The sequence below is a fragment of the uncultured Catenibacterium sp. genome (genome assembly GCF_900540665.1).
Taxonomy (GTDB): Bacteria; Bacillota_I; Bacilli_A; order Erysipelotrichales; family Coprobacillaceae; genus Catenibacterium.
On sequence record NZ_UQGV01000123.1, the window covers coordinates 1 to 2,388 of the forward strand.

Below are 2,388 nucleotides of genomic sequence, written 5' to 3' on the forward strand. Positions count from 1 at the left end.
GAGCGCCTGCTTTGCACGCAGGAGGTCAGGAGTTCGATCCTCCTAGGCTCCACCAATTATAAATCAATCCTATAGTAGAAGAAATTAGGCAATTAAATGCCGAAGAATCTCCTCAATTTGAAATTGAGGAGGTTTTTATTTTTTTATCAAACTGTTGACAAATGATAAAAATCGTGTGGCTAGAAATGAATGAATATTCATTTCTAGCCCTTTTTAGTAGTTAAACTATTATGAAACAAAGCAAACACAACATCTACTACTCACCCGCAAAGGTTAGGACTATTCTTGGATGCTCTATGGATGTGGCCCTTGATAGTCTAAAGCGCTCTGCAATGACCCTGTTTCCAACTTCACTCGTTGTCGAAAGCTTCCTGCTCGTACTTTCTTTGAATGCATCATGAGTTTTTCAAATTACTCCTCAATAGGTGAATTGTCTCACTTTTTTGAGGGTCACGGTGCGCATTTTGCTATTTATGAAACTATAATGAGTTATTTACCCGTTACAGTCCCTTTTCACGTTAGAATACGTATTCTTTTAATCTTTGCATAGCTTCCTGTAATAATGCATATGGCAACGCAATGTTGAGTCTTATACCCCATGGATCATAGAACTGAACACCACTTTGCCAATCTACACCTACATCCCATCCTTTTTGGATGAGTTCATCAATAGTCAAATGATTCTTTAAACAGTAGTCTTCACAATGTAAGAACACCATATAAGTACCCTGTGTTTGAGATACTTCAATACCTTCTACATTGTTTTTAATAAAGTCATAGGTATATTTCATATTCTGTTCAAGTACCTGATTTAATTCATCCACCCATTCAATAGATTCTTCACGATAGGCACCTATTAAAGCATGCATGGATAAAACGTTCATATTATTGTAATGTGTTGAAGTGGCTACTTTGTTGAGCTGTTCTCTTAAATAGTCATCACAAATAATATGATAGCTGCCAATAAGTCCTGCTAAGTTAAATGTCTTACTTGGTGCATAAATAGAGATTGTGCGTCTTTCAGCATCTTCACTAATACTATAAGTAGGAATATGCTTATATCCTGCAAATACAATGTCTGACCATATTTCATCTGATACGACAATGACATCATTTTCTTCGAAAACATTCATCACCTGTTCAAGTTCTTCTTTTTCCCATACACGTCCACATGGATTATGAGGAGAACAGAGAACCGCTAAGCGAATGTTATTGTCTTTGATACGCTTGTCCATATCCTGATAATCCATGCGCCACACACCCTCTTCATCCTTTACAAGAGGACTTAATTCAGCCACTCGATCTGTATCATTTAATACAGTGGAAAACCCTACATAAGTAGGGCTATGGAACAAGATCTTGTCTCCAGGCTTTGTAAAGGCATGAATGGCACTTGCAAGACAACCTAAAACACCATTCTCATAACCAATATACTCTTTCTTTAAATCATGAATATTGTTTCTTTCCTTCTGCCAATACATGATGGCTTCATAATAATCATCAGATGCATAAAAATAACCAAATAGTGGATGTGCGATACGTTTATTGAGAGCCTCCATTACACTTGGTGCTGTCGCAAAATTCATATCAGCCACCCACATTGGAATAATACTAAAACCTTCTTTAGGGAAAGTAGGTTTCTTGACATGACCTTTTTGAGATCCTACTGCATCCAAGGCCATGGCATCTTTTCCTTTTCTATCAATGATAGTTGTAAAATCGTGCTTCATATTTTCTCCTTGTTATTATATTAGGATGACTTGAAATGTTGCTTAATAGACTGCTTTCAAAATAGTATCCAAAAAGAAGTGTCCTTCTTTATAATCTACTATGATTGCTGTCGCATTATCTGGAAACGTAAAGCGTGGATCATGAGAAATGAGCGTTGCCACTAAACCATACAACGAACAGCCATGACCCACAATAAGTATAGTATCATCTTCTTGACTTGATGTAATAATATCATTCACAGCTTCTAAATGCTTATGAATCACATCATGAAGATCTTCTCCCTGATAAGGTCGGTAATCCATTACTAAAGTATCCACCCAATCAGGTTCTTCTACATGAAGTTTTCTAACAAGTTCCGTATTCATTCCTTCGAGAATGCCAAAATTCACTTCTTTTAGTCGTTTATCATAAATAGGTGCAATATTATGGTTTTGAAGTATAATCTCTGAGGTTTCTACCGCTCTACCTAGTGGTGATGTATAAGCTTTGCTTATACAATAATTCTTTAATTGTAGAGACATGTTTTCTACTTGTTTAACGCCTAATTGTGATAAAGGTGAATCACACCACCCCTGTGTCAGATTCATTTCATTAAAGTGTGTTTTTCCATGTCTTACAAATATAAACTTCATTGATTACTCTCCTTTAAACGCAAAG

At 36.2% G+C, this 2,388-nt stretch carries 2 protein-coding genes; both read right to left on the reverse strand.

What is annotated here, in order from left to right; genetic code table 11:
• Window positions 1-518: 518 nt before the first annotated feature.
• Window positions 519-1,730, reverse strand: a complete 1,212-nt coding sequence (locus tag QZQ55_RS10820; protein ID WP_295093231.1) for a MalY/PatB family protein — start codon at window positions 1,728-1,730, stop codon at window positions 519-521.
• A 42-nt stretch (window positions 1,731-1,772) separates the two neighbouring features.
• The gene (locus tag QZQ55_RS10825; protein ID WP_295093233.1) at window positions 1,773-2,363 is read right to left on the reverse strand and encodes a histidine phosphatase family protein; all 591 of its coding nucleotides are present in this window, start codon (window positions 2,361-2,363) and stop codon (window positions 1,773-1,775) included.
• Window positions 2,364-2,388 lie beyond the last annotated feature (25 nt).